26 protein-coding genes are annotated in these 26,165 nt (G+C 41.1%); 12 read left to right on the top strand and 14 right to left on the bottom strand.

The window, feature by feature from the left end; genetic code table 11:
• Positions 1-6: 6 nt before the first annotated feature.
• Positions 7-768 carry a malonate transporter subunit MadM gene (gene madM / locus MKI85_RS11855; protein ID WP_241627935.1) on the bottom strand — a complete coding sequence of 254 codons (762 nt, stop codon included), beginning with the start codon at positions 766-768 and terminating at the stop codon, positions 7-9.
• Positions 769-829: 61 nt separating this feature from the next.
• Positions 830-1,231 carry a malonate transporter subunit MadL gene (gene madL / locus MKI85_RS11850; protein WP_241627934.1) on the bottom strand — a complete coding sequence of 134 codons (402 nt, stop codon included), beginning with the start codon at positions 1,229-1,231 and terminating at the stop codon, positions 830-832.
• Between the two features lie 125 nt (positions 1,232-1,356).
• On the opposite strand from madL, the gene MKI85_RS11845 reads away from it, so the two are divergent.
• Positions 1,357-2,031 (top strand): GntR family transcriptional regulator, encoded by a 675-nt coding sequence (locus MKI85_RS11845; protein ID WP_241627933.1) that lies wholly within the window; start codon positions 1,357-1,359, stop codon positions 2,029-2,031.
• 566 nt (positions 2,032-2,597) lie between these two features.
• Here MKI85_RS11845 and MKI85_RS11840 read toward each other — a convergent pair.
• From MKI85_RS11840 to MKI85_RS11810, 7 genes are all read right to left on the bottom strand, one after another.
• Complete coding sequence (locus tag MKI85_RS11840) at positions 2,598-2,771, bottom strand: hypothetical protein (RefSeq protein WP_241627932.1); 174 nt, start codon at positions 2,769-2,771, stop codon at positions 2,598-2,600.
• A gap of 357 nt (positions 2,772-3,128) precedes the next feature.
• Entirely contained in the window at positions 3,129-3,953 is an 825-nt protein-coding gene (locus MKI85_RS11835; protein WP_241627931.1) for an SDR family oxidoreductase, read from the bottom strand.
• A 36-nt stretch (positions 3,954-3,989) separates the two neighbouring features.
• Positions 3,990-4,868: a TauD/TfdA family dioxygenase gene (locus tag MKI85_RS11830; RefSeq protein WP_241627930.1), complete on the bottom strand. Its 879-nt coding sequence runs from the start codon at positions 4,866-4,868 to the stop codon at positions 3,990-3,992.
• Between the two features lie 90 nt (positions 4,869-4,958).
• Entirely contained in the window at positions 4,959-6,482 is a 1,524-nt protein-coding gene (locus MKI85_RS11825) for an AMP-binding protein (RefSeq protein ID WP_241627929.1), read from the bottom strand.
• A gap of 5 nt (positions 6,483-6,487) precedes the next feature.
• Complete coding sequence (locus MKI85_RS11820; protein WP_241627928.1) at positions 6,488-7,084, bottom strand: thermostable hemolysin; 597 nt, start codon at positions 7,082-7,084, stop codon at positions 6,488-6,490.
• Between the two features lie 651 nt (positions 7,085-7,735).
• Positions 7,736-9,454 carry a GMC family oxidoreductase gene (locus MKI85_RS11815; protein ID WP_241627927.1) on the bottom strand — a complete coding sequence of 573 codons (1,719 nt, stop codon included), beginning with the start codon at positions 9,452-9,454 and terminating at the stop codon, positions 7,736-7,738.
• 114 nt (positions 9,455-9,568) lie between these two features.
• A complete protein-coding gene (locus MKI85_RS11810; RefSeq protein WP_241627926.1) occupies positions 9,569-11,014 on the bottom strand; it encodes a coniferyl aldehyde dehydrogenase in 1,446 nt (481 codons plus the stop codon).
• Positions 11,015-11,165: 151 nt separating this feature from the next.
• Here MKI85_RS11810 and MKI85_RS11805 point away from each other — a divergent pair, with 151 nt between their 5' ends.
• Positions 11,166-12,185 (top strand): AraC family transcriptional regulator, encoded by a 1,020-nt coding sequence (locus MKI85_RS11805; protein WP_241627925.1) that lies wholly within the window; start codon positions 11,166-11,168, stop codon positions 12,183-12,185.
• Positions 12,186-12,433: 248 nt separating this feature from the next.
• Complete coding sequence (locus MKI85_RS11800) at positions 12,434-12,775, top strand: carboxymuconolactone decarboxylase family protein (RefSeq protein WP_100241793.1); 342 nt, start codon at positions 12,434-12,436, stop codon at positions 12,773-12,775.
• 104 nt (positions 12,776-12,879) lie between these two features.
• On the opposite strand, the gene MKI85_RS11795 is transcribed toward MKI85_RS11800, so the two are convergent.
• From MKI85_RS11795 to MKI85_RS11785, 3 genes are all read right to left on the bottom strand, one after another.
• A complete protein-coding gene (locus tag MKI85_RS11795) occupies positions 12,880-13,659 on the bottom strand; it encodes a sulfite exporter TauE/SafE family protein (RefSeq protein WP_241627924.1) in 780 nt (259 codons plus the stop codon).
• Between the two features lie 110 nt (positions 13,660-13,769).
• Positions 13,770-15,425 (bottom strand): bifunctional protein tyrosine phosphatase family protein/NAD(P)/FAD-dependent oxidoreductase, encoded by a 1,656-nt coding sequence (locus MKI85_RS11790; RefSeq protein WP_241627923.1) that lies wholly within the window; start codon positions 15,423-15,425, stop codon positions 13,770-13,772.
• A 12-nt stretch (positions 15,426-15,437) separates the two neighbouring features.
• Positions 15,438-16,121, bottom strand: a complete 684-nt coding sequence (locus MKI85_RS11785) for an MBL fold metallo-hydrolase (protein ID WP_241627922.1) — start codon at positions 16,119-16,121, stop codon at positions 15,438-15,440.
• Positions 16,122-16,314: 193 nt separating this feature from the next.
• On the opposite strand from MKI85_RS11785, the gene MKI85_RS11780 reads away from it, so the two are divergent.
• Positions 16,315-17,604 (top strand): sigma-54 interaction domain-containing protein, encoded by a 1,290-nt coding sequence (locus MKI85_RS11780; protein WP_241627921.1) that lies wholly within the window; start codon positions 16,315-16,317, stop codon positions 17,602-17,604.
• A gap of 94 nt (positions 17,605-17,698) precedes the next feature.
• Here the strand turns inward: MKI85_RS11780 and MKI85_RS11775 are convergent, their stop codons facing one another.
• Complete coding sequence (locus MKI85_RS11775; RefSeq protein ID WP_241627920.1) at positions 17,699-18,352, bottom strand: NAD(P)H-dependent oxidoreductase; 654 nt, start codon at positions 18,350-18,352, stop codon at positions 17,699-17,701.
• A 120-nt stretch (positions 18,353-18,472) separates the two neighbouring features.
• On the opposite strand from MKI85_RS11775, the gene MKI85_RS11770 reads away from it, so the two are divergent.
• From MKI85_RS11770 to antC, 4 genes are all read left to right on the top strand, one after another.
• The gene (locus MKI85_RS11770; protein ID WP_241627919.1) at positions 18,473-19,081 is read left to right on the top strand and encodes a TetR/AcrR family transcriptional regulator; all 609 of its coding nucleotides are present in this window, start codon (positions 18,473-18,475) and stop codon (positions 19,079-19,081) included.
• A gap of 161 nt (positions 19,082-19,242) precedes the next feature.
• On the top strand, positions 19,243-20,658 hold the full coding sequence (gene antA, locus MKI85_RS11765) for an anthranilate 1,2-dioxygenase large subunit (protein ID WP_241627918.1): 1,416 nt from the start codon (positions 19,243-19,245) through the stop codon (positions 20,656-20,658).
• Positions 20,659-20,660: 2 nt separating this feature from the next.
• Complete coding sequence (gene antB, locus MKI85_RS11760) at positions 20,661-21,152, top strand: anthranilate 1,2-dioxygenase small subunit (RefSeq protein ID WP_241627917.1); 492 nt, start codon at positions 20,661-20,663, stop codon at positions 21,150-21,152.
• A 10-nt stretch (positions 21,153-21,162) separates the two neighbouring features.
• Positions 21,163-22,194 (top strand): anthranilate 1,2-dioxygenase electron transfer component AntC, encoded by a 1,032-nt coding sequence (antC, locus tag MKI85_RS11755; RefSeq protein ID WP_241627916.1) that lies wholly within the window; start codon positions 21,163-21,165, stop codon positions 22,192-22,194.
• Positions 22,195-22,416: 222 nt separating this feature from the next.
• Here antC and MKI85_RS11750 read toward each other — a convergent pair whose 3' ends face one another.
• Positions 22,417-23,328, bottom strand: a complete 912-nt coding sequence (locus tag MKI85_RS11750; protein WP_241627915.1) for a LysR family transcriptional regulator — start codon at positions 23,326-23,328, stop codon at positions 22,417-22,419.
• A 100-nt stretch (positions 23,329-23,428) separates the two neighbouring features.
• Here MKI85_RS11750 and MKI85_RS11745 point away from each other — a divergent pair, with 100 nt between their 5' ends.
• The 4 genes from MKI85_RS11745 to MKI85_RS11730 all read left to right on the top strand — a co-directional run.
• Positions 23,429-24,592, top strand: coding sequence for a muconate/chloromuconate family cycloisomerase (locus tag MKI85_RS11745; protein WP_241627914.1), 1,164 nt, complete (start codon positions 23,429-23,431; stop codon positions 24,590-24,592).
• Positions 24,552-24,842, top strand: a complete 291-nt coding sequence (gene catC, locus MKI85_RS11740) for a muconolactone Delta-isomerase (RefSeq protein WP_241627913.1) — start codon at positions 24,552-24,554, stop codon at positions 24,840-24,842. Before MKI85_RS11745 ends, catC begins: the two co-directional genes overlap by 41 nt.
• Before the next feature lie 127 nt (positions 24,843-24,969).
• Entirely contained in the window at positions 24,970-25,890 is a 921-nt protein-coding gene (gene catA / locus MKI85_RS11735) for a catechol 1,2-dioxygenase (protein ID WP_241627912.1), read from the top strand.
• Between the two features lie 159 nt (positions 25,891-26,049).
• On the top strand, positions 26,050-26,165 hold a 116-nt coding region (locus tag MKI85_RS11730; protein ID WP_281070037.1), incomplete at its 3' end, for a CoA-transferase.

The following is a 26,165-nucleotide window of genomic DNA, read 5'->3' as shown; positions in this document are numbered from 1 at the left end:
CTTTGATTAACCGAAAATGGCATTGATTGTGAGGAAAAATACCGATGGAGCGAGTAAACACCCCAAACCTGTATAGAATGTTGCAACTAAAGCACCATAAGGAACTAAGCGTACATCTGTACCTGCCAATCCAGCCGCTGTACCACTGGTTGTGCCTGCCAAACCACCAAACACCATGGCAGAACGAGGGCTTTTTAAATACATGAATTTTGCAAGTAATGGTGTTCCAACCATAAAGAACACTGATTTAATCAGACCGATCGCAATCGACAATGCGATGACTTCTGAGCTTGCACCCACTGCTGTTCCTGTTACTGGACCCACGATATAGGTCATTGCACCTGCACCAATGGTGGTCATAGATGCTGGATCTCTATAGCCCATGACCCAAGCCACCATGGCACCAATCACAAAGGGAATCACACAGCCTAACAGCAGCGCGATCATGCCAACTTTGCCTGCTTTCTTGACTTCTTTGACATCGACTTCAAATGCGGTAGATGCAATCGCCAAGTCACGTAGCATTGCTCCACCGAGTAAGGCAAATCCACCAAAAATTGCGATGTCAGAAATGCCTTTTTCACCTTGAGTGAATACACCAGCAAAGTAAGCCAAGACCAAGCCCATGGTGATGGCAATTGCTGAACTCTGAAGTTTGCCTTTAGTGAAATATTTTGAAAGAAGATGAGAGACATACATCATCAACCCTGTTACTGCCAACGCTGTGACCAGCGCATTTTTTGTCAATACTGTGACTATTTCTTCCATTACGTTTCTTCCTTGTAACCCGACCAACCGTTTTTATTCTGTATCCATGCCTGACTGGCGATTAGACTGCTTTTTCTGCTGTTTCAGTTGCCCATTCATAGGTTGCATAATCACCGCTAGATTTGTTTAACCAGCGAATCACCAGAACCGTACCAATGAGTGAAGCGACAGAGACAATCAGTCCCAACATTCCGCCTGATAAAGCAGCAACTACGTTCTGCCCTGCCGACATGGCAACTACGATTGGAATGTACATCCCTGACCAATACAACACACCGAACTGAGTGACTTGTGGCAAATGTCCGCGTTTTGCTAAAAGCTCCTTCGAAATAATGAGTAAAATCATGGCAATTGCCACACCACCAACATTGGCTTTAACGCCGAGTGCCATACCTAGAATATTTCCAAGATAAACACCGAGTAGATGGCAGACTGCCAGTATGGCTGTTCCGTAAATAATCATCGCTGAATCCTCCCTGGATCATGCTGTGCTTCTAATAATTTGGTATAGTTATAGCTTATCTGTATTCAGTGTACAATGCTTTGTACTCAAATAAACATAAATTGTATACAATTTTTTGGTGATGTATGAACTCTATTGCGGAACTCCCTCTTTCTATTCAAATTAGTAAAAAATTAGAGGACGATATTATTTACGGTTTCTACTTACCGGGAACCAAACTCGATGAACAAGAGCTGTGTGAACGCTATGGCGCTTCTCGCACGCCTATTCGTGAGGCATTAAAACTACTCGCAGCAGAAGGTTTGGTGGAAATTCGCCCGCGTCGTGGTGCAATTATTCCAACCATTAACCCACTGACTTTATGTGAAATGTTTGAAGTGATGGCTGAACTGGAAGCCATGTGCGGTCGTCTAGCTGCACGACGCATTCAGCCTGAAGAAAAGTTAGAATTACAACGCTTGCATCAGCTGTGTCAGGACTATCTCAATCAAAATGACTCAGAAAATTATTATGAAGCGAATCGTTTATTTCACTTTGCGATTTACCAAGCCAGCCATAATGCCTTCTTAATTGAACAAGCTTGTACCTTGCATAAGCGTTTGCATCCGTATCGTCGTTTGCAATTGCGTGTGAATAACCGAATGAACAATTCATTTTCAGAACATAACGCAATTTTAGAAGCCATTTTTGCTGGAGATGAACAACAGGCTGAAGCGCAACTGAAAGCGCATGTGGTGATTCAGGGAGAGAAATTTACCGACTTCATATCAACCATTGAAAGTCTGCAACCTAAATCCTAATTGAATTTTGAGCATCGGGTACAGCGCTCGCTGTCCGATGCTTCTCGTGCTTTAAAATTTAAAAGCACAGCTCTCTAAAGATCACTCATTTTTTATCTAAGCCCAATATTCATGCTGGATAAGAATGTGCTTTAGTGACTTATGATAGACATACAGTTGTTGTTTATACTTTATTGGCTCATCAATCCAATCCTTGCCTACATGACAATAAAGGACATAGCGCGTAAATGAGTATCATCGTTAAAGATGAGGAGGCAAAGCCAATTAACTCATGAGATTGATAATGACCAAATGGCAAAGCTCAACGGAGCCCGAACTACCGATGAGTTTGCCAATTATTTTGGTCAGCAAGATAAACTAAAACAGCTTTTACAATCACCTTAGCCTACAACTTGTGAATTTTGACCATTTATTCTGCACTTACTCAACTCTTGAGATACTTAAGTGAATACGTTTTTCCTGTAACAATGACTAACTTCACGCTGATGACAGAAGATGCGATTTCTCCAGCTTACCGCAGCTAAAGTAATAGTCGTGCATGAAACCAGATCATTGATCGCATCTTTTTACGATCTTTTTTGGGTATCGAAACATTTTAAATTACTGTTAGCATCATTTGCTTGTACCGCTACATTACGTTCTTGATTTTTCTCTAAGAAAATCAAACCACCATCGGCATAACTTAAACTAGTAGTTAGCGCAAATGATAAGACCAAAATAAGTTTGCTTAACATTTTCATTTCAATATACCTACTCTGTTAACTTAATCTTAGAATAGAACTGTGTTGCCAACAGGAGCATGACTTGAAAATTACAATTCCGTTATTTTACTTTTTACATGGCTGAGTTGCGCAAACCGATCCATAAATTGTATGGAGCAATACCTTCAGACTTTATGAAAGTTCAGATTTCAAGAACTAAAAAGACACTAGACGATGTAGAACTCCACATGCATTTTCAGCGTTGACACTATCGAGCATCACAATGTCTCCTAAGCCGCCAATATTCAGGAATGCCAAATAAACTCAATCAGTTGTTACAAACCCCTTAAGGCTCTTACTTGCCAAAATATAGCTGTCCTATTACTACAGCACTATTTATGAAACCGTGGTGATTTTGGGATGATTCAACTCTGCAAAACGCTGAATTTTATCAATGTCCTTTTGAATCGAATTCGATACCACATTCGGAAGTACCTGATTCACTTTAACAAAGATTTTTTCAGGATAGCCCACTTGATAGTACAACTTGTCGTTTTGCATAAATTGATACAGCTCTTCAGCCACAAAAGCAGGACTGTCCATTTTCACACCCAGTTTGGCATTCATTTCTACCACCACCGGACTGTTCATGGCCGTATCGGTTGCCCGTGGCGAGAAATATTTAAACTGAATCGTTGAATTTGAATATTCACGTGCCAAAGCTTCGGTTGCACCGCGTAAGGCAAATTTACTGGCACAGTAACTGACATAACCGGGGTAACCAATGCTGCCAAAAGTCGAGCCCATATTAATAATTTGGCTCGGTGCTGTTTTAGACATCAAAGGAATAATCTGCTGAATCAATTGCAATGGATAAACCACGTTAATCAGCATCATCTGTTCAATGGCTCCACTGGATTGATGGCTGAACAAAGAAAAATCATTCACTCCTGCATTGTTAATATAATAATTGATGCGAATATTTTGCTGCGTTAATGCTTGGATAAATTGCTCACGACTCTCGGCATCGCTCAAATCACAACACAGGCTTTGCAGTTGCAGCTGCGGAAACTGTCTTTTCAGTTCAGTCTGCATGGTCTGCAATGCTTCAGGATTACGTGCTACCAGCACCACATTCACATTGTTTTTACATAAGTTTTCAACGATGGCTTTACCAATACCACCTGTTGCCCCCACAATCACCGCAGTTAAATTTGACATAACCCTATTCCTTCTCATTTTATTCAGACTGAGTGCTTAAAATGTTTCGTTCAATCCTAAACCCATACTGATATAGAGTTTACGCTGCTCAAGTGGCACTAAAATTTCACGTCGACCATGCATCAAACGTTTGTTGTCGATAATCGCCACATCACCATCTTGCCAGTCAATTTCTTGTGTATGCTGTTCGCAAAGTTCCGCCAGTTCAGTAATCAGTTCCTGACTAATTTCACTGCCATCTGCAAAAGTGAATTTGGGTTTTTGATAATTGTAGGATGGTCCTAAAATGGTATTGGCAAATGCAGGCACACCTTTCAAATTATCATGGCGAATCATGTTCATTTGCAGATGATATTCCACCCCGCCCTCATGTGCAGGACAAATCGCTTGTCCTGGGATCATCTGAATAAACTTGTTCAAATCTTCCCAAGTCACGGTATCGGCTTGAACAATATTGAAAGCAGTTGCCACATATTTCTGCCAAATCTGTTTCGGCAAATAACGACTAATGGTCATCGGCGCTGCAAATTTTTGTTTTAACGGCTCAGATAAGCTGTTATATACCGCATGCCCATCACACACTGTGGTTTGTGAACCTTGAGATGCACTGACTTCACTAAAAAAGGCAATAATATCGGGCGGCAAAGGCGTGGTGCCATTTTCAATATGCAGTCCTACTGCCTGAGTGCCTGCATCCACTTTTTGGGATTGTTGCGTGATATTTTCCCGAGCAGGGTCATAAGTCAGCTTTTGGCATAAAGCAGTCATGAACTCACTAAAACGTTGCACGTCATAATCTTGATGTCTGAGAAGAATCCAACCCTGTTCACGCAAGGTATGCTTGATTTCTGCATGATTTGAAACTGGATAGCTGTGGCTATGTTCAAGGTCAAATACGGATTGTTCAATATTCATATCTTTACTCACTATTTAGTGAAATTTTATGCTTTGAAATTAAATCTTCAGGTCTTATTACGACTATCGCTTACGTTGCTGAACGACAGCTTAATGAAGCGATAAATACTGCCCAAAGTGCTTTTTAATTTCGTTGCGTCTCAATTTCCCGTTATCGGTTAGCATCTGATTATTCAGTGAAAATGGCTCGGTAGATCGATACCATTGCTTAATTTGGGCATAGTCAGGCATGCGATCATTGGCTTTTTGTACCGCTTGCTGCAACATGCCATTCGAGACATTGTCTTTGGCATAAATTACGGCAGAAAGATAAGGTTGTGCTTCACCAAAAATCGCAATTTGGTTGATTTCTGGCTCACTAGAACCATTGGATTCCACCCATTCAGGGGAGATATTGCGCCCAAAACTGCTGACAATAATTTGCTTAATCCGCCCCGTAATAAACAGATAACCCTCTTCATCAAAGAAGCCTGCATCCCCTGTATGTATCAGCGGATCAACGGCCTCTTGATTGAGATAGCCTTGCATGGCATTGCCACGAACGACCACTTCACCATTTTCTGCAATTTTCACATCCACATGCGCCAAAGGCTTGCCAACGCTGCCAATTTTTCTGGCATTGGGCAAATTCAGACTGACCACAGAAGCACATTCTGAAAGTCCATAACCTTCATAAACGGGTAAGTTCAACTGTAGTGACTGCAACAGCAAATCGGTTGATACCTTGCCACCGCCAACTGCAATGAACTTCAAACTTGTAAAAGCTTGAGCACCACATTGCTGAATATATTCCACCATTGCTTTGAGCATTTGTGGCAATAAAATCACGCTCTGAATCTGATACTGCTGCACGGTTGCTGCAAAGTGTTCCACCTTAAACTCATGATTTGACACCAGTCCAAACTGGCTGACATTGCCTACTACAATTGAACGTCCCATATTCAACGCAACATAAATGCCTGCAATATTTTCCAGTAAGGTCGCAAATGGAATTAGACATAAATGTCGTCCCAACTGGCTGGACTGTAATGCTGAGCTCAGGGATTCAGTAATCGATTGAATGGTTGCTTCCGCCAAACATACCCCTTTGGGCGTGCCCGTACTGCCTGAGGTATAGGTAATCTTTGCAGGTATTACGGAATCTGTTATCGCGGATGCAGCGACATTTAAACGGATAAACGTGCCTATAGCCTGTTCGGCAGCCAACAACTGTTGAATACGCCCTTGCTCACTCAAGCTATGCAACCATGTATGATTTTGTGCCACACAATCAAGGTGATACGCTGAAATGGTGAGATTGACATCCGCCATAAAAATCGTATCGACCGCACTGTCTTGGAGTAAATGTAAAATCTGTTGCGCACTAAAAAATAAAGGAATTGGGATCACGGTAATCCCTGCCTTTTTAGCGGCTAAATCAATCAACACCCAATCAATACTGTTCATGCCCCAGATCGCGAGTTTCTGCGTCTTTAACTGAACAAGTTCTTTGCTTAAAAGTTCTACCGCATGATCCAGCTCTGCATAAGTGACGCTGCGCGCTTCAGTCACTATCGCTTCACGTTTAGGGCTTTGCTTCGCGTATGCGGCAATGACATTGAACAGTTGATTCATACCCTTCACCCACTGATTGCAGCATGATTAATCTTAAAATCATAATGTTGTTGAGTCACAGCTAAAGCATCTGCAACATTAATCGCCAACACCAAAGGTTTTTGCTGGTAGTAGTTACCCCATTGTTTTTGCGCTTCACCCAGTACTTCAGGGTTTGCTTTCTCAAGAACTTGAAAATGCAGCCCCATTTGCTGTAGCACATAACGCACGGCGATCGTGCCCGTACACACTGCCCACTCCACTTCTGCTACCGTGAGATAGAACACCAAAAATGCCACGATCATTTTGGCGTATTCCATGTTCTGAGAGGCAAGGTTGCCAATTTCAACAATCTTTTCGCGTGCTACATCACGCTGAATCATTTTTTTCAGGGTTTGTTCAATCGGCTGTACCAGATACTGTTCCAAAAATGCCTGATGAGATTTCAGGGTCTCAATACCAATCGCCACTTGAGTTTGATGCTTAAATTCCCCCACAAATAAAGTGGAAGAAAAATGTGACAAGGTGGCTTTGTGCATTTCCTGATACTTGGTACTGATAAAAGCTTCTACCTGTTTGCGCTCGGCTTGATCTTCTTTCGCAGCATGAATGTGCAGCATCATATTTTTTTGATGAGACACAACTCGGTAAGTTTTTTGGTCGTGTACTTCATTCAAATATTCTAGTTTTAATACAGAATTTTCATAAATTTTATGATTTTTATAATAGTTCAGACCACTGAATGTAGTTGAAAAATTTTTCCCAAAGATGAATGTAGTCATAGTCATCTCGCCATAAATTGATTCATTTAAAAATAAGTTTTGAAACTTAAAAATTACTTAAATCTTTATGACAATTTCGTGACAACACCAGTCACAGAAATAAATTATATTATTAATATTTAGATACTTATACAATTTACATCTACTTAAATGAAACTTAAGATACAAAACAATATATTAAAACATAAGATATAAAAATCTAACTGAAAATTGTTATCTTTTAGACTATTGATTATGGAATTCTACTAAGACTTAAATATAGATAAAGGTGATACAAGATAGTTAAAATGCAGACACTTTAAATATTTATATTTTATAAAAATATATAAACTCTAAAACCTTAGATTATTATTTTTTAAATTCATGTAGATGTCATTTATTGCAATGCAGATTCAGCTTTTTTTCATTACCAATACACTACAAAATCTATCAGTAAAACAATGCATTGACCCACAACTGATAATCCAGTCATGAGTCAATTCATAAAGTCAATTAAGCTTGAGCTAATGCATTGGCTAAGTCACCTGTGCCTTTTAATTCCGAGACTTGTCCATCTAGCGGCTGACTAAACTGAATACGCTTAATCTTCGAGGCTTTTTCTTCAGAAAAGACTGGAATTTGGCTCATCGCAAATTCAGATAATGCAGTAATGGTTAAAGATGGGTTCACCCCCAAATTACCTGGCACAATAGAACCATCTAATACACGTAAATTTTGATAACCAAAGACTTGCCCAGTAAAATCCACAACGCCATTCGACTTGTCATTGCCCATCGGGACACCACTCATAATATGCGCTGTCGTTGGCGTTCCCAGTAAAATTTCAGTGAGTGCAGAACCTGGTTCTCCACCCAACTTTTGTGCAATCATTTTAGTGGCTTCTTCAGCCGCTGGGAATGAAACCGTAAGTGGCGTGTCCCCTTCTTTTTGCACGGCAGTAATACTATTTTTGAACAGTCGATACCACTTTCTACGCCATTCAAAATGAATAAATGCTTCCGACTTTTGCATTACCAATAAAATGATAGAGTCTTTGGCTTTCCCCTTATAACGAAGTACTTTAAATGTTTTTAAGGGATGCAACAGTGTATTGAACACAAACTTCATAAAGCGCATAAAGCCCTGACCAGTCACCATAGGCACGTATGGAATATATATCCATGAAGCATCTGCACCTTCAGGAAAACGCGTGACTTCAATATTGGTATCTGCATCAACCGAAATAAAGGAACTGATTGCCACGCCATCATCCAGTTTTTTACCGGTATTGTTTACTGTGGTCAGGGTTTCCGAATTCGTCCGAACTTCCTGTCCCAACAATGAAGAAATATTAGGTAAAGTCTTATGCTGATCCCGCATTTTTAATAGCATTGGCACTGTGCCCATCACCCCTGCGGACAATACCACCCCACGACTGCGCAAACTATATTGACGAACTTGTTTCCCAAGGGTTTCTTTGACAATGATTTCATATCCTTCACTGCCATCTGCATTCAGTGGGGTAATTTTAATTACTTCTGAACTTGGAAGTATTTCAACGCCATTACGCTCCGCAAAATATAAATAGTTTTTCATCAAGGTGTTTTTCGCATTACTACGACACCCCAACATACAGGCACCACAATAAATACAGGAGTTACGATCTGGTCCATCGCCATTAAAATACGGATCTTTCGCTAATTGACCTTCCTGACCAGCTGCTTGCGAAAAGAATACTCCTGTGTTGACCGTTTTAAAGGAGTTTGCATATCCAATGTCACTCGCAACTGCTTTTAAAGTGTCGTCTGCAATATTGGTATACGTATTATTTGCTGTACCTAACATACGCTGAGCGAGACCGTAAAATGGCTTTAAGGTATCTTTCCAGTCTTTACGAATTTTGGTCCACGCCTCGGACTCAAAAACCTCATCAGGTGGAATTAAGTGCACATTAGCATAAATTTGTGAGCCGCCCCCTACGCCTACCCCATGCAAAATGGTGGTTTTACTGGTGAAGGTAAATTGCATCGTGCCTCTGAATCCAAGTTCAGGTCGCCACAAATAGTTTTTGGTATCTAAATTGGTGGTTGGAAAATCCTTATCTTCACGGCGTAAGCCTTTTTCCAAAATCAGGACTTTATAGCCTTTTTCACTTAAGCGTAAAGCACTGACCGATCCACCAAAACCTGAACCAATCACAATCTGATCAAAGTCAAAATGTTGATTACTCATTCTATTAACTCCTTTAATAGCTCTTTTTTCCCTTTTTTAAACATGACTTACCCCCTGAGCTTCAAGTATGACGTTTGAAGCTCTCTGTCATCTTTAAGCATTTAAACTTACAGTTTAAGATTTCATACGTAATAAAAAATTCAGGACCCAAGTGGCGAATTTGCCATATGGTGGTGCCAAAAATTTCAAACTTGAAAACCCTGCCTGATAAAACACAGGACGCATTTTCGAGAATGTTAAAAAGCCTTCATAACCGTGATAGTGCCCCATGCCACTGGCACCCACGCCACCAAATGGCAAATCATGCTGTCCCACATGAAATAACGCATCATTCACCGATACCCCACCCGACATGATGCGGCTGATGTAGAACTCAACTAATTTTTTGTTGTGGCTAAATGGATAAAATGCCAATGGTCGATCACGCTGTACTATGTAATCCACCACCTGTTCTGGGCTTTGATAAGTTTTCACCATTAGAATTGGACCAAAGGTTTCACGGGTATCAATTTCCATTCCATCATGACTATTCAAAACTAAAGTCAACGGAATTTTACGGGTTGCAGCATCAGGCTCTTGTTGATTCAAATTAACCAAAGTTGCCCCTTTCGCTTCAGCATCTGCAAGACTATGAATTAAACGCTGATAAGCACGATCATCAATCACCGAGGTGTAATCTTTACTATTGATATCTGGCACATGTGCTTTGACCCAAGCCGTGGCGGTTTGAATCAGTTCCTCTAACTTCGATTCATGTACGAACAGATAATCGACATTGGTACAAATTTGCCCAGCATTAAACTGCTTTACAAACATAATCCGTTCAACTGCTTTTTCCATCGGATATTCAGGGTCAATCACCGCGGGAGATTTACCACCTAACTCCAAAGTTACAGGGGTTAAGTTCTGCGCTGCGGCTGCCATAACTTTTCGTCCTGTTGCGCCAGAACCTGTAAACATCAAGTGATCAAAGGGTAATTTGGAAAATGCGATCCCCACATCACCTGTTTCATCAAAAATTTGCAGTTTCTCTTTGGCAAAATATTTAGGACAGATTTCAATTAACAGTGCTGCCAAATGTCGTGAATTTTCCGACATTTTGACCATAGCCGTATTCCCCGCGGCAAACACCGCGGACAATTGCGAGAACATCAAATTGATTGGGAAATTCCACGGCACAATGATGCCAATCACGCCTAAAGGTTGTGGAATCAAACGGTTCTTGGCACCGAAGTACATGCTGTGATCGACCTTACGCTTTTGTACCTTGGTCCATTGGTTCAAATGTTTGATGCTGCTATTAATATCATCGGTTGCTGTAATAATTTCTGCCAGTAAAGTTTCATGACGTGAACGATTGCCATAGTCCCGATTTAAGGCTTCAACAATCGCTTCACGATGATTATTAATCATGGCTTTTAAATTGAGTAAATGCTGCTTTCTTTGCGCATTGCTTTCAATTCCTTGTTGATGAAAACTCGTGCGCTGCAATTGGAAGCAGTCTTGTAGGGTCTGTTCGATCATGGTTTGCTCGATATGAGACTGTACTGTAAGTTGCATAGACTTTCCTTTTAACAGCTAAAACGGCAATTCAATAATTCTTTTATGCCTAGATGGGGGGAATCTCTTATCCTACTTTATCAAATTACTTGCATTAAGCTTGACTTTTTAGGACACTAACTTGATCTTTTAGGACAAAAGGAATCTTGTCATGGCAAGTTATATTCGTGCAGCCAGCCTAGGTGGGTTCGAAGAATTGGTGCGTAGCTATGGAATTAATCCTATCGAAATATTAAAACAAGTCGGGATTTTGCCTTCTTTACTGCGTGATCCAGATTCTTTTATTCATTATGACCATTATTTAAGTTTATTAGAAAATGCTGCTATTCGCTGCCAAGAAGAATGTTTTGGTTTAAAACTGGGTGCATCACAAAATATTAGCACGATTGGTTTAATTGGCGTGTATATGTCCCGACAAGCAACCATTTTGGATGCATTAAGCGTGGCGCAAAAATATGTCTATCTACATGCTGAAGGCATTGTTTTTAACGTTTCCCAAGTCAATGCGCAACTGTGTAAACTGACTTTTGTTCGCCTGAGTGAATACAACACCGATGTCCCTCAAAAATCCCAACTGGCCATCTGCCTTGTCGCTAATATCCTTAAAGATTTAATTGGACCTGTCTGGCACGCTGAAAAAATTCGCCTCAAACAACATGCGCCTAAGCAGCCTAGAGTATTTACTGCGCATTTTGGTTGTGAGGTACAGTTCGAAACGGATGAAGATGCACTGTATTTCCCTGCCAGTTTTTTAACCCATAAGCCCTATGCCTTTAATGAAGATCTGGTTGATCAACTGATTGTGCAACAACTTGAAAACCAGAGCAGTACCAAAGGTGATGATGATACCGCTTTAATTGAAAGCTCAGTGCGTATGCTCATGGCAACGGGTGACTGTAGTATCGAAAACATTGCCCTGTGTATGGGTATGCATCCGAAAAAATTACAGCGGCACTTGAAAATGCAAGGGACAACTTACCGAGACTTACTGGAAAATGTTCGAAAAAAAGAAGCGGTTCGCATGATCGATTCGGGCAATGTCAGTTTAACCGATCTGGCGCTACAGCTCGGCTATGCAGAGCTTTCAATTTTCAGTCGTAATTTTAAACATTGGTTCGGGATGAGCCCTTCTGAATGGCGTGAAAAACATAAATCCGCACTGGCCCACTAAACCATGTCTAATCATTTAAAGCGCTTTGCTTGACTTCAATGCCTTGCCAACTGGCATATGTTTGCAATTAGGATATCAAGCTAAATTTGCGCTAAAGCACACGCCTTACCCAACTTAAATTCTTGATATTAAACATGTGCTTGCATCATTGATAACATTTCACAAAAATCAATATATAAAAATATAATATATAGATAAGAAACATGGTAATTTAAAATAAACCCATACAAAAAATAAGGTGATTTACCATGAGCTACACCGAACTTACACAAGAAATTTCTGCCAATATCAAAAGTATGCGTGAGCAATCTCCCGATCTGATCAAGAGTTTTAATGCACTCTCCCAAGCCGCCATGAAAGATGGCATATTAGATGCTAAAACCAAAGAACTGATTGCACTCGCCATTGGCGTTGCCAACCGTTGTGATGGTTGTATTGGTTTTCATGTGCGTACCTTGGTCAAAATGGGGATGAGCTTTGAAGAACTGAATGAAGTGCTGGGTATCGCTGTGTATATGGGTGGTGGACCCTCGCTGATGTATGCTGCCAATGCCGTGACTGCATTTAATGAGTTTAGTCATGCAGAATAACTCCTGCCTGAAATCATTCATCAACGTAAGATGGCAAAGCATCTTACGTTGATGGGGCTGCATACTTACTACTTCTGTGATGAAGCATCTGTCGAAAATTTTCGTTAAATTACCGCTTTTGCCAGCATTGAAATCGCCACCACGATCACAGTGATTGCAAAGATCCTTTGAATGACGCTTGATGATATTAAGTTGGTTGCGTTACGCCCCAATAACATACCAACGATACAGGCAATCACAAAGGTCGCTGAAATACTAATCGGATACTGAAAACCATCCATGACATGAATCGAAATACTCACACCGCCAATTAAAAAGATAATCATCAGCGAAGTTGCCACAATACTGTTCATGTCTAAATCAGTGGCTTTACGTAATGCAGGCACAATCACAAAACCGCCACCGACACCAAGCAGCCCGGTCAACAACCCTGCAACCACACCGATAAAACCCAACACCGAAGCAGTTTTAACATTCCAGATGAGTCGTCCTGTCGATTTGTTCACCTTACAAGGTGGGTTCGCCATATCATTGACTTTGTTAAAAAAGACCCGATATGCCACCACCATCATGATCAGACTAAAAGCAATACTTAACCATACTGGAGAAATCACATTGGACAGTTGTACGCCATACCGTGCCGAAGGAATACTGATCACTGCAATCCAAATCGCTGCACGATAACGCACGATTTTTTTCAATAAGCCCTGAATGGTACCGACGAAAGCCGACAAGGTCACTGCCAATAAGCCTACAGGTGCTGCCTGAGCCACGCTCCAACCTTGACTCGCCATCAGTGCTGGAACTGCTAAAATTCCGCCACCTGCACCCGTCATACCAAGCAAGCATCCTATTGCCAAGCCTTCTAAAACTAACAACCACATGTTGTTTAACCTCATTTAAGCATTGCTGGACCCAATATTGAGATAAAGCGTCCCCGACCTATCTGAAAATTGACAGATAGGTGCCTGTGTTTGAAGGAATCTGTTAAAAATTAGCGTTTCGGTTTAACCAGCCATTCATGCCCTTTCAGCATGCCATCCCAATACATTGGCGGTAAGATTTTCTCTTTCAATAACCACGCCATGCGAGTTGGCTGTTCACCATCCAGTAGCCATTTTGGAAAGCTTGGCAGTAATTTGCCGCCATAACCAAACTCTGCCAGTACAATTTTTCCACGCTCTACGGTAAGTGGACATGAGCCATAACCATCGTATTGCGCAAACTTAGAGCCGCCTTGTAAATACTCCAGTACATTCACAGCTACAATCGGCGCCTGCTTACGCGCTGCCGCTGCTGTTTTGGCATTTGGTGCATTCATGACATCACCCAAAGCAAAAATATGCGGATATTGGGTATGCTGTAAGGTATTTTGATTGACACTGACCCAACCTGCTGAATCGACCAAATTACTCGCTCGAATAAAATCGGGAGCTTGCTGTGGTGGCACCACATGAATCATGTCGAAATCGGTTTCAACAATCTGGCTGTTTTCACCTTCCATTTGCTTAAACCAAGCGCGCTTTTGCGAACCATCAACCTTGATCAATTGATGGTTAAAATGCAAATTTGCCTCATAACGTTTGACGTATTCCATCAAGGCGGGCACATAGGCAGCTACACCAAACAGGACTGCGCCTGTGTTATAAAAATCAATTTGGATGTCTTTCAGTACACCCTGCTTTTGCCAATGATCCGCAGATAAATACAGAGCTTTCTGCGGTGCGCCCGCACATTTAATTGGCATCGGTGGTTGGGTAAAGAGTGCCTTACCTCGTTTCATCTCTCGAACCAACTGCCAAGTATAAGGGGCTAAGTCATAACGATAATTCGAAGTCACGCCATTCTTGCCGAGTGTTTCGACCAAACCCTCAATGCCATGCCAATTTAGTTTTAAACCAGGGCAAACCACCAAAGCATCGTAATTCAGCGGCTTACAGCCTTCTAATAACACCTGCTTGTTGTCTGGATCAAAAGCGGCAACCGCGGCTTTAATCCATTGCACTTGTTTTGGAATTAAGCTCGCCATGGTCCGCACCGTTTTTTCAGGCTTAAAAATCCCACCACCGACCATGGTCCAACCCGGTTGGTAGTAGTGAATTTCAGCAGGATCAATAATGGCAATATCCAAATTGGGTTGCCGTGAAAGTAGGCTCGATGCCACTGAAATACCCGCCGCACCAGCACCGACAATCACCACACTAAACTTAGGAATATGCTCTTGTGCATGGGTCGATTGTTTTAAAATGCGTGGCACCACACCTTGTAAGTCATAGCCTAACGTTTTTGCTGTCAGTAGCATTTGATCCAAAGTCTGATTTGCCACTTGTGACAATGCCCACAGGGTGATGGAACGTGTCCCTGATCGGCAATATGCCAATAACGGCTTTTGTGCCTGTTGATACAGCTGCTTGAACCCTTCAGCTTGTTCATCCGTGACCTTACCGCTGACTACAGGCAGATATTCAATTCGAATCCCATAAGGTTGTAAGGCTTGTTCAATTTCAATCACATTCGGTTGATCAGAACCTTCACCATCGGGACGATTACAGAAAATCGTTTTAATGCCGCGCGCTGCAATCAGTTCAATATCTTGTGCAGTGATTTGATCGGCAACCCAAAACTCAGTATTGACTTGTTTCAATTGCATCTTGGTTCTCCTTTACTGACCACAGGCTTTATTGGCAGGTAATGCGATATCAATTTTTTTCGGATATGGGAGATTTAAATTATTCATGATTTCGACAAATTCAGCTTTGCTTTTGCCTGCACCCAAACGTGAATTGTGCAGACGCTCTTGTCCAACTGTCGATGCTAAACGTCCTTTATAATCATGTCCCGGATAAACAATGGTTGTATCGGGCAACGTGAAAATTTGCGTATGAATGCTGTCATATAAGGTTTCAGCACTGCCTTCCTGAAAGTCGGTACGTCCGCAACCATCAATCAGTAAAGCATCGCCTGTAAATACCATGCCGTCTGCAACATAACTGGTGCAGGCATTGGTGTGTCCCGGGGTATAACGGGCTTCGATGGTAATATCACCAATTCGAATTGCGCTTCGATCTGAGATAAAAATGTCGCCACAATTCACACCTGAATTACGATGCAATACAGTTTTACAGCCAAACTTTTCGCGCAACAAATTGGCAGCTGTCACATGATCGGCATGGACATGGGTATCCAAGCTGTACACCAAGTTTAAGTTATTCGCTTCTAAATACTGGCTATAGACTTCAATTTCAGAAGCAACAGGGTCAATCAGTACTGCTTCACGTGTTTGCTCTGAAGCCAAAAGGTAGGTATAGGTTGAGCTTTCTACTTCAAAAAATTGGTGGAAGATCATCTGGCAACATCCTAAATAATGTGTTTCTTTATTCTTAAATTGCAAACATAATGCCAACTTTTAGCATTTTTATTTATATTAATAAAAAACAATATATTATAAATTAATTTATAAATTTCCAATTTTTTAGTATTCCATCTTTGTTTCATTCTATGTTTCAATAAGAAACAACTGAAACAAATAGTGAAACATCATGCAAATTCTCAGTTTTGCCTTACAAACTCAGTTAGAATTATTTTTAGAACAATTACAGAACCTTATTGATGAAAGTTTGATCTTAATTCTGGAGCAACAGAGCCAAAATTTTATATATGAATATGGCACATCTGAGCTGAATCAAAAATCCATGTCCACATTAAAAGATTCAATTCTGAGTAGCGAACTACATGATGGGATGGTTCAACTCCCTGACTCACCCTCACACTATTTGTTGACCCGAAAAAAACTGAAGGTGCTTGATCAAGCGTTTATTGGTGAAATTTTTCTATTTCAGCCTGTTACTTTAAATACCGTAAAACCAAAAGCTCAAAAACAGTTATCTCTCGCAGAAACCTTTCATAGCCAGTCAAGCTCTATGCAACACATGTTCTCGATTATTGAGCGGGTTGCAATTACCGAATTTCCAGTATTGGTTCGAGGTGAATCAGGCAGTGGTAAAGAACTCGTGGCTCAAGCCATTCATGAATATAGCCACAGAAGCAGGCATCCGTTTATTGCCATTAACTGTGCTGCACTCAATGCCAGCTTATTGGAAAGTGAACTGTTTGGGCATGTGAAAGGTGCATTTACAGGTGCCATTCGTGAACACAAAGGCGTATTTGAACGCGCTGCAGGTGGAACCTTGTTTCTAGATGAAATTGCCGAGATTCCACTGGAATTACAAGCCAAATTGTTACGGGTGCTGGAAATTGGCGAATTCACACCTTTAGGCGGAGAAAAATCGATTAAGTCGAATGTCCGTATTGTTGCTGCGACCCATCGCGCGCTGCGTGAAGAAGCCAAATCAGGTCGTTTCCGACAAGATTTACTTTATCGTTTACGTGTCATCCCCATCTTCGTTCCCCCTTTAAGAGATCGAAAAGAAGATATTCCACTGATTGTTGAGTATCTTTTAAATGAACATCGGACTACACCACAAGCTCCTAGTTTATCCGATGCCGCGATGAATACACTCATGCACTATGATTGGCCTGGCAATGTGCGCGAGCTTAAAAATACCTTGTTGTATGCACTAGCAATGGCAAATGGACGACCCGAGATTACTGTTTCTGATTTACCTGATGAAATCGTTCATGGATTGCAAGATTCTGAATCAGAGCCTGAAACAATTGAACAACCTGCACTACTCAAATCAACAAAACTCGATGCCTATACCTTGCAGCAAACCCTGAAAAAGTATCAATATGATTTGGGACTGGCGGCACAAGCCTTGGGCATCAGCCGAACCAGTTTATGGCGTTACCGCAAAAAGTTTGGTTTATAGCGGTGATTGTGTCTAGGCTTTTTCAACGGTATAGAAGTAAGCATCGAAACCGTCATTTGTATCGAACTAATGCTTTCCCCACGATTACCTGTAGTTAATGACTCCAATACAGCCGCAGTCGTTGCATCAACCCTTGATCTGACTTTTTAAACACGTTGTCATAATCACGCTGAGCCAGTTCCTTCATGAATTCAATCCAGATTTGACGTTGCGCTAAACTCGAACCCCGTACAGGACCTAAATAATGTGTCTTCAATGATCCTACACCACAAAACTTTAATGTCGTATCTTTTAGCTGCCGCGTGCTCGGTTCGCCAAAATACCATTTGTAGGTCCAACCCGCCTGATCTAAGGTGGTAATGATTCTTGCGGTTTTTCCTTTTAAATGTCCGCGAATCCGATTGCTGTTTTCAAGATAACTAAAAGCTTGGCTGGGTAGGAATAAACGATCGATAAAGCCTTTACTGACTGCGGGTAAGCCGCCCCACCATACTGGAAAAACCCAGACCAGATGATCCGCACTGATTATTTTATCCCAAGCGGCTTTTAAATCTGGCTCAAGTTCCAATCGTTGTTCATAACCATATTTTAAGTTGGGTTCAAAATTTAATTTCCCAATTTCAATTACTTCAACCTGTAAATCAGACGGTACTGCTTCAATATAGGCTTGCATTAAAGCGTGATTAAAACTAGTTGATGATGGATGAGCATTAATCACCACGATTTTTCTTTTCAACTCATTATTCATATTCTTCTCTAGGTTTGAACCGATTTAATTTCGGATTTCAACTGCTATCTGAAATACACCTAGCAAAAATAGCGCATACAATCTAAGATATCAAGTGATATCTGAAGTTAGAATTAATCTATGAAACCAGCAAAAATTTCCCGAGATGAAAAACAGATTCAGACAAGAAATCTGTTAATTGAAGCGGGATTTCACCTTATTTCTGAACAAGGTTATAGTGCGGTATCGATTCGGAATATTTCAAAATATGCAGGCTATACCCAAGGTGCTTTTTACTCAAATTTTGAGCACAAAGAAGATTTTTTACTCACCTTACTGAAAATTCAGTTTGAACAAGAAAACCAGCAACTACAAAAAATGATTACGCAAGCCAATCTAGCAAAGCCTGATTTAAAAGCAGCGCTAGAACAATGGTTCGTCGATTTTTTCCAGCATGATGAATGGTTGAAAATCTCCATTGAATTGCAATTATATGCGGCACGTGACCCTGTATTTTCCAACGAGTACCAACAAGTTTGGCAGAATCATCAAGCACAAATTTTAGAAGTTTTACTGCAACTGATTCCAAATTTTTCTTTAGCAGAGTCAAGCCAACGTGAATCCAAACTGCTAGAAATCATTTCTTTAAGCTATGGCTTAGCCCTTCAATATATGATTTTTAAAGATGATATACATAAATATGTCAATATTATGCTACAGCAACTGGACCTGATCATTCCCTCAGCTTAAAGCAGTCTCTTTTCAATTTTATTTGGCAGTAAAATCCCAAATCTAAACACTTTAAAATTAAAGCTGCACGCACTGGATAAACATCTGGAAAAAGTGGATAGAGGCAAGCGCGCAATCGCGTTTCAATCAATCTAAAGCAGATTGACTGAAGGATTGAGCACATGACCTCATCTAATTTACAACAATGGAATGACTTGGTGGATGGATGCATTGACTTTCGTCCTCAAGATGGCGTTTTTCGCGTCGCACGAGATATGTTTACCCAACCAGAACTGTTTGATCTGGAAATGGAGTTCATTTTCGAAAAAGTCTGGATTTATGCCTGCCATGAAAGCGAAATTCCAAACAACCATGATTTTCTCACCGTTCAAATTGGTCGCCAGCCAATCATTGTTAGCCGTGATGGTAATGGTCAGTTGCATGCCATGGTCAATGCCTGTGAACACCGTGGTGCAACGCTAACACGTGTCAGCAAAGGCAATCAATCTACCTTCACTTGCCCGTTCCATGCTTGGTGTTATAAGTCTGATGGTCGCTTAGTCAAAGTGAAAGCGCCGGGCGAATATTGTGAAGATTTCGATAAATCTACACGCGGGCTGAAGCAAGGACGTATTGCAAGCTATCGCGGTTTTGTATTCGTTAGCCTAGACACTCAGGCAACCGATACCTTAGAAGAATTCCTAGGCGATACCAAAATCTTCCTTGATTTGATGGTGAATCAATCTCCTACAGGCGAACTTGAAGTTTTACAAGGCAAATCAACCTACACCTTTGCTGGCAACTGGAAATTGCAAAATGAAAATGGTCTAGATGGTTACCATGTCAGCACCGTGCACTATAACTACGTTTCAACTGTACAGCATCGTCAACAAGTCAATGCAGCCAAAGGTGGAGAATTAGACACCCTTGATTACAGTAAATTGGGTGCAGGTGATGCCGAAACGGATGATGGCTGGTTTAGCTTTAAAAATGGACATACGGTGTTATTCAGCGACATGCCGAATCCAACTGTTCGTCCTGGCTATAGCACCGTAATGCCATATTTGGTGGAAAAATATGGTCAGAAATATGCTGAATGGGCCATGCATCGTTTAAGAAATTTAAACTTATACCCTAGCCTGTTCTTCATGGATCAGATCAGTTCACAATTACGGATTGTACGACCAGTCGCTTGGAATAAAACTGAAGTCATCAGTCAGTGTATTGGTGTGAAAGGTGAATCTGAAGAAGCGCGTCGTAACCGTATTCGCCAGTTTGAAGATTTCTTTAATGTTTCTGGTTTAGGCACACCAGATGACTTGGTTGAATTCCGCGAACAACAAAAAGGCTTCCAAGCACGACTAGAGCGTTGGAGTGATATTTCTCGTGGTTATCACGCTTGGGAATATGGTCCAACCAAAAACTCAATTGATTTAGGTATCGAACCTGTAATTACAGGACGTGAATTTACTCATGAAGGTTTGTATGTCAACCAACATGGTCACTGGCAACGTCTGATGCTCGATGGCTTCCAGAAAAAATCGTTAAAAATGCTCGATATTACTTTTCAAAATAATAGCGTAATGGATGAGGTGTAACCATGTCACAAGATTTACAATTTGAAGTTTCTCAATTTTTGTACAAAAAATCAGAACTTTGCGATAAATACGACTGGGATGCCTATCTTGATCTTTATGATGAAGACAGTGAATATCATATTCCGCAGTGGATTGACGACCATAATTATGTACAAGATCCAAATCAGGGCTTGTCCTATATTTACTATCCAGATCGTGCAGGTTTAGAAGACCGAGTATTCCGTATTCGTACTGGCAAAGCAGCATCTGCGATGCCTTTACCACGTACCTTTCACAGCATTAACAATGTGCAAGTGAATACTCTAGAAGATGGTCTGATAGAAGCCAAAGTTGCTTGGCATACGCTGTATAACCGTCAAGGCTTAGAAGGCTCTTTCTACGGTCATGCCACCTACTTACTGCGTAAAACAGAGCAAAGTTTCAAAATTCGTCGTCAACACAGCATTTTGCTGAATGACAAAATTGATTCTGTTCTCGACTTCTACCACGTCTAAGGAGTAGATCATGGGACATTCTGTTGCTCTAAATTTTGCCGATGGCAAAACCTTTTTTATCTCGGTCAACCAAGATGAATTGCTGCTCGATGCAGCAGTTCGTCAAGGCATCAAATTACCACTGGATTGCCGTGAAGGCGTCTGCGGCACTTGCCAAGGTCAATGCGAAACGGGCATTTACGCTCAAGACTATGTGGATGAAGATGCATTAAGTGAGCGTGATTTGGCGGAACGAAAAATGTTAGCCTGCCAAACCCGTGTGAAATCTGATGCCGCGTTTTATTTTGATCATGACTCTAGCATTTGCAATGCGGGTGAAAGTTTAAAAATTGAAACCAAAGTCACTGCGGTTGAACTGGTTTCTGAAACCACTGCGATTTTACATTTGGATGCGAGCAACTATAGCTCACAACTGCAATATCTTCCTGGACAATATGCTCGCTTGCAAATTCCAGGTACAGATGACTGGCGCTCATATTCTTTTGCCAACCGTCCAAATGGCACTAACCAATTACAGTTTCTGATTCGCCTATTACCCGATGGTGTCATGAGTAATTACTTACGTGATCGTTGTCAGATTGGTCAAACACTGATGATTGAAGCACCTTTAGGTAGTTTCTACTTACGCGAAGTAGAACGTCCACTGGTCTTTGTTGCAGGTGGTACCGGTTTATCGGCATTTTTGGGCATGCTCGACAATTTAGCTGATCAAGCGAATACCCCACCCATTCAACTTTACTATGGGGTCAACACGGAAACCGATTTATGCGAGCAACAACGTCTGCACGCCTATGGTGAACAATTCCCGAACTTTAGCTACCACCCAATTGTGACCAAGGCTTCGGAAGAGTGGCAAGGTAAAGCAGGCTTTATTCATGAACATTTGAATAAGGATCAATTGGCTGAACAAGCATTCGACATGTATTTGTGTGGTCCACCACCGATGATTGAAGCAGTGAAAAGTTGGCTAGACGAGCACGCATTACAAGATTATCGACTGTATAGCGAAAAGTTTTTGCAAAGTAATACCGCACGTGCTTAATTCAAATCGTGAAGGAAAACCAATGAGAAGATGAAGCGGATTTCAGCAACGTAATAACTACAGCTTAATTCGTCTGATTGATTTTGTGGTTTGTACTTTGGACTTCTTTCGTGATTGCTTGCGCCCTCTTTCTCCCTTCATGAGAAAAAACCGACACATCAACACAAGTTTTTTTAATGCCTCATCATTGATGAGGCATTTTCATTTTTTAAAAACTAGAAATTAATCCAAATTTTTAGAGATATTCTCGGTATGGTAAATCTCTTCAATACAATCCAAAATTTTTGGAATATAGGCACTCTGGTCCATATTACGCATCGACAACGAAATTGGGCTATAGGCTTCCAAATCTAAAATATCCAGATACTCCACATTCTTCATGCCAATTTCGCAAGCACTTTCAGGAATAAGGCACACACCCTCTCCAGATGCCACTAAGCCCAAAGCCATATGAATTTCACGCACTTCTGTCCACTTAGTAGGAATTAGACCCAATTGGGTAAACATGGCTTGAATGGTGGTCGAGAAATTGGGTTTTGGCGTATTAGGATAAGAAAAAATAGTTTCATTGACTATTTGCGATAAATACACCCCTTTTTCATGATAATCATTCAAGGGATGTTTTTTAAAAACCGCCAGTTTCAGTTTTTCTTTACGTAACAGTAGTCTTTTAATTGCAGGATCACTGATCGGCAATCGACCAAAACCAATATCGATTTTACCCAGCTTTAACGCCTCGACCTGATCTCGGGTGCTGCACTCAATCAATTCGACTTGAATCTCTGGATTTTTTTGTCGAAATAAATAAATAATTTGAGGCAATAAACCATAAAGCAACGAACTGACATAGCCGATTTTGACACTGGTATTCACCGCATTGATCTTCTTAATCATGGTCGTAGCTTGTGCCGCATGAGTTAAAATCTGCACCGCATGCTGATAAAAATATAAGCCCGCCTCAGTGGCTCTTAAAGGACGCGACCCTTTTTCAAACAGATCAATCCCGAGTTCTTCTTCTAATTTTTTAATTTGGCGAGTTAATGGTGGCTGAGCAATAAACAACTTCTCCGCAGCTTTGGTGATACTTTTCTCTTCGACCACAGTCACAAAATATCTTAAGTGTCTTAATTCCATTAACATACCTTTTTAGTATTTTTAAATACCATTCTATATCTATTTTAGGCGATTACATTCTTCTATGGTATACAAACAAGTTCGTAACAGTTGAAACTTCATGTATAAAAGCATAGAAACTATACTCGTGGATATCCCAACGATCCGCCCGCATCAACTGTCTGTGACGACGATGCGTATTCAAACCTTAGTGCTCGTAAAAATTACAACCACGGATGGTTTTATCGGTTGGGGCGAAGCCACCACTATTGGTGGACTGAACTATGGTGAAGAAAGCCCAGAAAGTGTCAAAGCCAATATTGATACTTACTTTGCACCATTACTGACTTCAGTAAAAGAGTTAAATGTTGCTCAAACCTTAAAACTGATCCGTAAAAATATTAATGGCAATCGTTTTGCCAAATGTGCCATTCAAACTGCTCTGCTAGATATTCAAGCCAAGCATCTAGGCTTACCGATCAGCGAATTACTGGGTGGCCGTTTACGTGACAGCTTACCTGTACTGTGGACACTGGCTTCAGGCGATACCGAAAAAGATATTGCTGAAGCGGAAAAAATGATTGAGCTGAAACGTCACAATACATTCAAACTCAAAATTGGTGCGCGTCCGTTACAGCAAGATGTTGACCATGTGATTGCGATTAAAAAAGCCTTGGGTGCAGACATCAGCGTTCGCGTAGATGTAAACCGTGCTTGGTCAGAACTGGAATGTATCCGTGGTATTCAACAATTGCAAGACGGTGGTATCGACCTGATTGAGCAACCGTGTGCGATTCAAAATACCGAAGCTCTGGCACGTTTAACTCAGCGCTTTGATGTTGCGATTATGGCAGATGAAGCATTAACAGGTCCTGACAGTGCATACCGCATTGCGAAAAGTCATGGTGCAGATGTCTTTGCAGTCAAGATTGAACAATCAGGTGGTCTGCTAGAAGCCTGTGAAGTTGCCAAAATTGCAGGCTTAGCAGGTATCGATCTATATGGCGGCACCATGCTTGAAGGTCCAATTGGTAGTATCGCTTCTGCGCATGCCTTCTCGACTTTTGAAACACTGGCATTTGGTACCGAATTATTTGGTCCATTGCTCCTGACTGAAGAAATTTTAAAAACCCCCCTTCGTTACGAAAATTTTGAACTTCATCTGCCTAAAGGTGCAGGTTTAGGGATTGAAATTGACGAAGACAAAATTGAACAACTACGACGCAAAAATAAGGAAGCTGTAAATGTTATTTCACGTACGCATGGATGTGCATATTCCGCTTGATATGCCGCTTGAAAAAGTCAATGAAGTGAAAGCCATTGAAAAAGCATATTCACAGGAATTACAACGTTCTGGAAAATGGCGACACATCTGGCGTATAACAGGTCAGTACTCCAACATCAGCATTTTTGATGTCGAGAGCAATGAAGAGCTGCACAACATTTTACAAGGATTACCGCTTTATCCATTTATGAACATTGAAGTGATGCCGTTAAATCGTCATCCCTCTTCCATCCGTGAGGATGATTCATAAGGCTTAAAGCTGTAGCACAATAAAACCGAATTTCAATAGCAACAAGGACTGTGGCATTAAAAATACTAGCTAAAACAATAGCCAATAATAATGCCACGCATAATCCACATACTTCAGGAGATATAGTATGAATCGTCAACAAATTGATGCTCTCGTTAAGCAAATGAATGTCGATACGGCACAAGGACCTGTCGATACTCGCATTCAGCAAATTATTGTTCGTCTGCTTGGTGATCTTTTCCAAGCCATTGAAGATTTGGATATTCAACCTTCTGAAGTTTGGAAAGGTTTGGAATATTTCACCGATGCAGGTCAAGCCAATGAACTTGGTCTGTTAGCTGCTGGTTTAGGTTTAGAGCATTATTTAGATTTACGTGCTGATGAAGCAGATGCCAAAGCGGGTGTAACGGGTGGTACGCCGCGTACTATTGAAGGTCCTTTGTATGTTGCTGGTGCGCCTGAAACGGTTGGCTTTGCACGTATGGATGATGGCAGTGAATCAGACAAGATTGATACTTTGATTATTGAAGGTTTGGTTCGCGATGCTGATGGTCAAATCATTGAAAATGCCAAAGTAGAAATGTGGCATGCCAACAGCATGGGCAATTATTCTTTCTTTGATAAGTCTCAGTCTGAGTTTAATTTACGTCGTACGATTTTGACTGATGAAAATGGTCAATATACCGCTTTAACGACGATGCCAGTTGGCTATGGTTGCCCTCCTGAAGGCACTACTCAAGCAGTACTGAATAAGTTAGGTCGTCATGGTAACCGTCCTTCGCATGTGCACTACTTTGTTTCTGCACCTGGCTTCCGTAAGTTAACTACGCAATTCAACATTGAAGGTGACAAATACCTTTGGGATGACTTTGCATTTGCTACCCGTGATGGCTTAGTGGCTACAGCAGTTGATGTAACTGACCCTACTGAAATTCAACGTCGTGGTTTAGACAAACCATTTAAACACATCACCTTTAATATCGAACTCGTTAAAGAGGCGGCTTCTGCCCCTTCAACTGAAGTGGATCGTCGTCGTGCAGTGGCATAACGCTTAAATCGTTCAAACATGAATGAGCTAAGGCATTACTTGGCTCATTCCATTCAGTTTCCAATTCACACCGCAACTTTTTAGTTTCTTACTCCCTTTTTCGACATTTGATATTTGCACGAATGAAGCAGTTCCGAAATCCATGTATAGGTGCTTTACATGATCAATAAATCCTCGACTTCCATTCACGAAGTTTTATCCCAAATCACCGACGGCTCAACCATCATGATTGGTGGTTTTGGCACAGCAGGACAGCCTGCTGAACTGATCGATGG

The sequence above is a fragment of the Acinetobacter zhairuonensis genome (assembly GCF_022601715.1).
In the GTDB taxonomy this organism is placed as follows: Bacteria; Pseudomonadota; Gammaproteobacteria; order Pseudomonadales; family Moraxellaceae; genus Acinetobacter.
The sequence above is the reverse complement of the archived record's forward strand: the minus strand, read 5'-3'. Positions and strand labels throughout refer to the sequence as shown.